At 59.1% G+C, this 6,400-nt stretch carries 6 protein-coding genes; 3 read left to right on the forward strand and 3 right to left on the reverse strand.

Going from position 1 to position 6,400, the window contains the following annotated elements:
• The first annotated feature begins 54 nt into the window (after positions 1-54).
• Positions 55-1,221 (forward strand): YihY/virulence factor BrkB family protein, encoded by a 1,167-nt coding sequence (locus tag FME68_RS11010; protein ID WP_158397567.1) that lies wholly within the window; start codon positions 55-57, stop codon positions 1,219-1,221.
• A 2-nt stretch (positions 1,222-1,223) separates the two neighbouring features.
• Here FME68_RS11010 and FME68_RS11015 read toward each other — a convergent pair whose 3' ends face one another.
• Complete coding sequence (locus FME68_RS11015; RefSeq protein WP_158397568.1) at positions 1,224-2,252, reverse strand: hypothetical protein; 1,029 nt, start codon at positions 2,250-2,252, stop codon at positions 1,224-1,226.
• A gap of 325 nt (positions 2,253-2,577) precedes the next feature.
• A complete protein-coding gene (locus tag FME68_RS11020; protein WP_158397569.1) occupies positions 2,578-2,925 on the reverse strand; it encodes a hypothetical protein in 348 nt (115 codons plus the stop codon).
• A 514-nt stretch (positions 2,926-3,439) separates the two neighbouring features.
• Between FME68_RS11020 and FME68_RS11025 the strand changes: the two genes are divergently transcribed.
• Positions 3,440-4,600 carry an RtcB family protein gene (locus FME68_RS11025; RefSeq protein WP_070561552.1) on the forward strand — a complete coding sequence of 387 codons (1,161 nt, stop codon included), beginning with the start codon at positions 3,440-3,442 and terminating at the stop codon, positions 4,598-4,600.
• A 137-nt stretch (positions 4,601-4,737) separates the two neighbouring features.
• Here FME68_RS11025 and FME68_RS13085 read toward each other — a convergent pair whose 3' ends face one another.
• Positions 4,738-6,015: a Fic family protein gene (locus tag FME68_RS13085; RefSeq protein WP_046647824.1), complete on the reverse strand. Its 1,278-nt coding sequence runs from the start codon at positions 6,013-6,015 to the stop codon at positions 4,738-4,740.
• Positions 6,016-6,296: 281 nt separating this feature from the next.
• Here FME68_RS13085 and FME68_RS13550 point away from each other — a divergent pair.
• Positions 6,297-6,400, forward strand: a 104-nt coding sequence (locus FME68_RS13550; protein WP_491523153.1) for a transposase, incomplete at its 3' end; no start/stop codon positions are given.

Raw genomic sequence — 6,400 nt, forward strand, 5'->3', positions numbered from 1 at the left:
TGGCCCGAGTGTCCTTCCCCTGAATGCGGGCTGTGCCGCATACGCTGGTCAGATATGAGCGAAGAGGAGATTGGCGGCAACGCTATTCCGGCCGAAGAGCCAGAGACCATCGTGCCGTTTAAGAGCTCGACCATCCTTGAGGTCCAGGGCCACGATGAGGAACGCGACCCTTTCTCCAGGGACAACCGGCTCCGCAAGGAGAGCTGGGGGCTGATCATCCGCCGCACGTGGAATGACTTTTTCCACGATGCCTTCATGGACCGTGCCGCCGGGATGACCTACTTCACGCTCATGGCTTTTGCGCCCACGGTACTGGCCGCCTACTCCATTGCCACGCTCATCTTCTCCTCCCGCCAAGCGGAAGTGGAGCAGCTGACCTCAGAGCTCATCGAACAGTACGTCCCTGGCTCGCTTTCTGAGCAAGCCCATACGGTCGTCGGCACGATCATCGGCTCTAGCGCGCAGGGCACGTTGGCACTGATCATTTCCCTGGCCATTTCGCTGTTTTCAGCGTCGGCGTATGTGCGGGCCTTCTCGCGCACTGCCAATACCGTGTACGGCCGGGTGGAAGGCCGCGGGATCATCCGCACGTGGGCGCTGATGTGGGGGCTGACAGCAGTCATCGTGGTGGGCGCGGTCATCGTGCTTTTTGCCAACTTGCTGCGTGATGCTGTTCTTAACGAAGGGTTGATTCCGCTCGCGCGCAACGTAGGGCTAGAAGATACCGCCACGTACTTGGTAAGAATCTTCCTTCCGGTGTGGAACTGGCTGCGCTTTCCCGTCACTGTGATCGTGGTGCTCACGCTCATTGCAGTGCTCTATCACTTCGGCCCCAACGTGCGGCCTGGGCGCTTTAGGTGGATTACTTATGGTTCGGTGGTGGCGCTCGTGGGCACAGTAGTGTCCTGGGGGCTGGTGGGCCTCTACCTGAAGTACCTCGCTGCGGCCAGCGCCTATGGTGCGCTAAGCACCGTCATGGCGGTGTTCATGGCTATGTGGTTGATGAACACCGTGCTCATCGTCGGCATCAAGATTGATGCTGAGGTGTTGCGTGCCAAGGAACTGCAGCTGGGGCTACACTCCGAGCGTTTTATCCAAGCCCCGCCGCGCTCAGATAGCTCCTCCCAAGCCCAGGCCCGCGCCCAAGAGAGCCTAGAGCAGAGGGCGCGTGAGATTTCAGATAACGCGCGGCAGGCACAGGACGAGACGGCAGAGATGTAGGTCTACTTCAGAGCGAGGTGGAAGGGAATCTCGGTGCCCGGCACGACGATGCCGAACGTGCCGTCTTCCGCGCCGTTCTCAGGGACGCTGACAGCCACTCGGCCGGTACGTTTCTCTTGCGGTTGGAAGGGAGTGTCTACGTCGATAAACCCATTGACATCCCACATGAGGGGCTGCCCATTCGACTCCTCGCCGGGGCCGAAGTAGAGGAACGCCATTTCCGAGCCGGCGTCGGTCTCGTTGCCCACGTACGTCAAGGTCAAATCAAAGACCAGGTATTTCTTCCCCTCGTCTGGCTGCTTGTAGGAAGGGTCCGCGGCCATGACTTCGTCCGTGCCATCGAAGTTGAGGTTGCTGACATCCACGTGCCATTCCGGCCCTTCCAGCGTCGTGTTGAGCGGTAGCGGGTTAGAACGCGAACCGGGCGTGCCTTCTTCAATGACTTGGTTTCCGTTCTCATCAGGAACGCTTTCGTAGTATTCCGTCGCTGTTGGGGTGGGAGAGCCCGTGCTGTCCAGCGTCTCCTCCTCATCCCAGGGGCGCACCGTCGTGCCCACGACAGAACTTGATATTTCGGGTGTTTGCGTAGTGTCCGGAAGCGACCCGATGAATTTTGCGGCCATGAAGAAGAAAAAGACTACCGAGGCGATCAAGCTGCCCACCACAGTGATGATCAGGGCGACTGCTCCCCACGCAGTTGACTGGTTGCTGAGGAAAAGTGAGACCGCGCCGGCAATAAGCGCTGCGAGGAGAAGGATCCAGCCTGCGGCGTAGATGCCGGGGATGCAGGCGATGATTGTGCCCAGTACGGCGAGAACCGTGGCGATGATTCCAACGACGGACTTTTTCTTTGGTGGCTCTGGCTGGGGTTGGGCAGCTCCGTAACCGCCGCCAGGATTGTTATGGGGAGTGCCTAAGGGTGGGAAAGTCTGGTTGGCATAGGGGTTCTGCTGCGGTCCCCCGTGCTGGTGTGGCCTCTGCTGACCGGGGCCTGGGGGTGGAGTGTGCGGCGGATACGGAGGTTGGGTCATGAGTAGCTTCTTTCAGGAGAGCGTCAGATGAGTCCCGATAATAATCGCCGCATGGCTACTGCACCTGGGAAAGCAGTTAGCCGGGGAGCGCTCCTAACTGCCCAAACGCTGTCACTGCGCAGATTCTTCCGAAACCTGGCGGTGGCCAGCGGCCTTTTCTTGCCCGCGCTTATTAATCAGTGCTGAGACTAGGAATCCAAACCCCATAACCGTCGTGGCCCTGGTTGACCACTCGTAATCAGCGATGAGCCAACCGGCAAGGGAAATGACGCCGAGGAGGCCCGCTTCTGAGCGGACGTCCTCGGCTTGTTCTAGAGGCTTGCTGTTAGGGGACTAGCGCCTTAGGCGGAGGGGTAGGTGCCGTCATCGGTGAGGCGCGCGGAGTCGTCGAGAAGCATGGCAATCTCGGCGGCCTTGGCGTCCTGTGCCGGGAGGCGGCGGCATCCGCCCCGCGTTGCTGGGACACGGCCTGCTCGAACACGCCGGGGTGGGCGTAGACGATGAGTGCGCTGACGTGGCCGAAGCCAAGCGAGGTCAGCGCCGCGGCCTTCACGCTGTGGCCCGCAGAGCCGAGGTACAGCGGGGAGCGCAGCCACAGCAGGGAGTGTAGCTCGGACTCGTTCGGGTCGTTGGCGCGGGAGATGAAGCGCTCGTCGATGCCGCCGGCGACCACGACGTCGGCCTTGCCCAGTGCACTCTTGCTGCATAACCCAGATAAAGATCCAGCCCACTCTCGACTAGGGCGAGGCGGGCTGAACGATTAAACGAAGCTTGTCACGGCGCACGACACCCCGCCAGACGGACGAACAAATGAGCAGGCAGTGAATGCGGTTGAATGGACGGTGTCAAGTTTTCGTGGCTGGTTGAATTTCCTTGCATCATCAATCGCATGTAGAAATCGCGTAGATCGTGTAGGCTCACACGCAGCACTAACAGCCCGAAAGAAGAAGAACAAGAAAGCATAAAGGAGGCGAACCGCGATGATGACCCATAACAATCAGCCGCTAGGACGCCTCTTTAAGCAACTCTTCTAACAGGCTGACTTGACCATTTCCCGGGAAAGCGGCCCTGCTTATCCCGGACGTTGGTGCCAGCCGCGCGACCCGCGCGCACAACTTATAAGTCAGCCGCCCAAGCAGGCCCTTTCTCACGAACTGCGTTACGCAAACGCAGAGAAAGGCTCTCTTATGCGCCTGCACAACTTCGCCTCCATTGTTGAAGACAAGACGGTGGCGCAGGCACAACTCGTCGCTGACCTGCCCTTCGTCTACCCACATGTGGCGCTCATGCCTGATGCCCACTTTGGCAAGGGCTCCTCGGTCGGCACTGTCTTCGGCACGCTGCGCGCCGTCATCCCGGCGGCCGTCGGCGTGGATATCGGCTGCGGCATGATTGCCGTGCGCACGGGGCTCACCCACGCGGACATCCAGGACTTCGCTCTCGAGGACCTGCGCACCGCGGTCGAAGACTCCATTCCGCTCTCGCCCGGAAACTACAACGGTTGGATCATGGACCCGCGCACCGAGGCCCGCACGCGCGAGCTCTCGCAGCTGGCCCAGGACACTGGCGTGGATCTCGGCCACTCCAAAAACTGGCGTCAGCAGCTGGGCAGCTTGGGCGGCGGTAACCACTTCATTGAGCTCTGCCTCGACGAAGAGGACCGCGTCTGGCTGTTCCTGCATTCTGGCTCGCGCGGCGTGGGCAACAAGATCGCACAGAAGCACATCAAGGCCGCGCAGCGTCACTGCGAGAAGCACTGGATCCAGCTCGCGGACAAGGACCTGGCCTACCTCGTCGAGGGCACGGAAGAGTTCGACTCCTACATTGCGGATCTCCACTGGGCACAGCACTTTGCGCTGCTCAACCGCGATGAGATGATGGACCGTTTCCTCGACTGCGTCGCCACCTGGGCCGGCGCAGACCGGGAGACCCTCGAGCTCGAGCGCATCAACTGCCACCACAACTACACCCAACGTGAGAGCCACTACGGCAAAAATGTGTGGCTCACGCGTAAGGGCGCCATCAAGGCGGACGAAGGCGACCGCGGCCTCATCCCCGGCTCGATGGGCACCACTAGCTACGTCGTGGAAGGCAAGGGCTACCCGCCGGGCCTCAAGTCTGCGCCGCACGGCGCGGGTCGCGTCATGTCGCGCACCCAGGCCAAGGCCCGCTTCACCGAGGCGGATCTTGCCGCACGCATGGAAGGCATCGTCTATCGTCCCGGCGCCGAGTTCGTCGATGAGATTCCGGACGCCTACAAGGACATCGACCGCGTGATGGCTGATGCCGCCCAGCTCGTTGAGGTCAAGCACACCCTGCGCCAGATCCTCAACGTCAAGGGCACCTAACCTGCGTCATGATGAGACCGTCACTTTTAGTGACGGTCTCTTTTGAGCTTTCCGATGCCCCCTCCTGCAGCGTCGCATCAGCACGACGCTTTGCCTTATGTAAGGAAACGAAGTAGGTGACCACTATTGATTACTGCTTATTTATTGCGAAGGGCTGGAACTGCTCGGTTGGTCGGAGGTGAAAGCCGAGTATTAAACTGCGTCGAAGCGAGTTGGCGTTCAGCATCGTCGACCAACATGAAAACATCGTCAGCGAAGTAACCGAGAAGCCCGCCCGCACCGATGACTTTCTTACGCAGAATGCCAGCCTCGGTGAGTGAATCGAGCGCGTCTCGGGCCGTGCTTGTCGATGAAATCCCCAGCTCGGACTTCACAATGGGCACCGTGACCAAAGGCATGGCGGGAAGCTTCTTGAGCAGTTGGAACTCCGTCGAATTCGATTTCAATGCGCGCTTGCTTCCTTGCGCAGTGCGGTGGTGATTGACCTTGTCCATCCATTCTGCTTCTAGGGCGGCGACGCTATCCGCAAGTTCAGCTGCTTTGGTGGTGGCGACTTGTGCAGCCTCGACGAAGAAAGAGATCCATGCCAGCACGTCACCCTCGCGGAATTTCGTGAGTCCGTCGACGTAACGGTCACCGAGCGTTGCCAGCACCATACTGACAGGGAGAACCGCAGCATCGGTGAGCCCTCTGCGCTGCAAAAGTGCGTGAATCATGGCTCGTCCCACGCGCCCATTCCCATCCGGGAATGGGTGGATGGTCTCGAACTGTGCATGAACGAGCGCTGCTTGAACGAGCGCGGCGTGGTCTGCCCCGTTGAAGTATTCAATGAGATCATCGAGGAGTTCTGGGACTTGCACGGGAGGCGGGGGAACAAAAGCTGCATCGATGGGGTGATAGTCAGACCCGCCAATCCAGTTTTGAGTAGTACGTACTCCTTGTAAAGGCTTTTCTGCAACGAGCGCTGTCTGCATTGCAACAATGTCATCCAGGACTAGCTCGTCTTTGTAAGCCAAGTCTGCATTGATGGTGTCGAGGATGGCGACATTGCGGGCGACAGCTGTTGCGGATTCTTTGAAACCCCGAATTCCGGAATCTGATTCACGCGCGAGGATCGCCATGGCCACTTTGTCGGAGTTAGGAGCGATTCCCTCGATCCGGGAGGAAGCGACGGCCTCAGAACGGAGCAGGAGTCGCGCAACGCCTTCAAGGGAATGGGTATTGTCTCTCATCCCAAGATTGTGAATCTCCCGCTCGATGCGAACGATACGTCGCGAGAGCTCGGACGGAAGCTTCAACGACATGCCTGCAAGTGGATCGGGAACGAAAGCGTGATACTTACCTCCTTGTTTGGCGCGTCGAGAAAGACCGCTGCCATCAGCGGGGATCCATTCCAATTCGACTGTTTTTGCCACAGCTGACTCCTCTCATGCGCTTGGGGCATTGGGGATAAGGTTTATCTTGGTAGATTGATATCCTAGTTTACCGGGATAGCCGTTATCCCGGTGGACTGCGAGCGCAATGCGCCAGATAACTCTTATCGTGAGTCACCGCTTTGTTAAAGACGTTTGATACGGTCCTATGCTTCGTATGGTTCTGGATGAGTGGAAAAGATTATCGGAACGGACCTGACCCCTGTTTGGTAGACACCTGATATCCAGCCCGGTTGGGTTGGGAAGAAAGGTAATCTACCACCATGCCTAGGTACTCCGAACAGTTCAAACGTGATGCTGTGGCCCTCTACGAAAACAATGAGGACCTCTCACTTCACGCGGCTTCAGCAGAGCTTGGAGTCAATCG

Origin of the sequence: Corynebacterium hiratae, assembly GCF_009708045.1 — a bacterium.
Classification (GTDB): Bacteria; Actinomycetota; Actinomycetes; order Mycobacteriales; family Mycobacteriaceae; genus Corynebacterium; species Corynebacterium hiratae.

Coding starts and splice junctions, on each gene's coding strand:
- FME68_RS11015 (WP_158397568.1), bottom strand. CDS start 2,252: ATGACCCAACCTCCGTATCCGCCGCACACTCCACCCCCAGGCCCCGGT.
- FME68_RS11010 (WP_158397567.1), top strand. CDS start 55: ATGAGCGAAGAGGAGATTGGCGGCAACGCTATTCCGGCCGAAGAGCCA.
- FME68_RS11025 (WP_070561552.1), top strand. CDS start 3,440: ATGCGCCTGCACAACTTCGCCTCCATTGTTGAAGACAAGACGGTGGCG.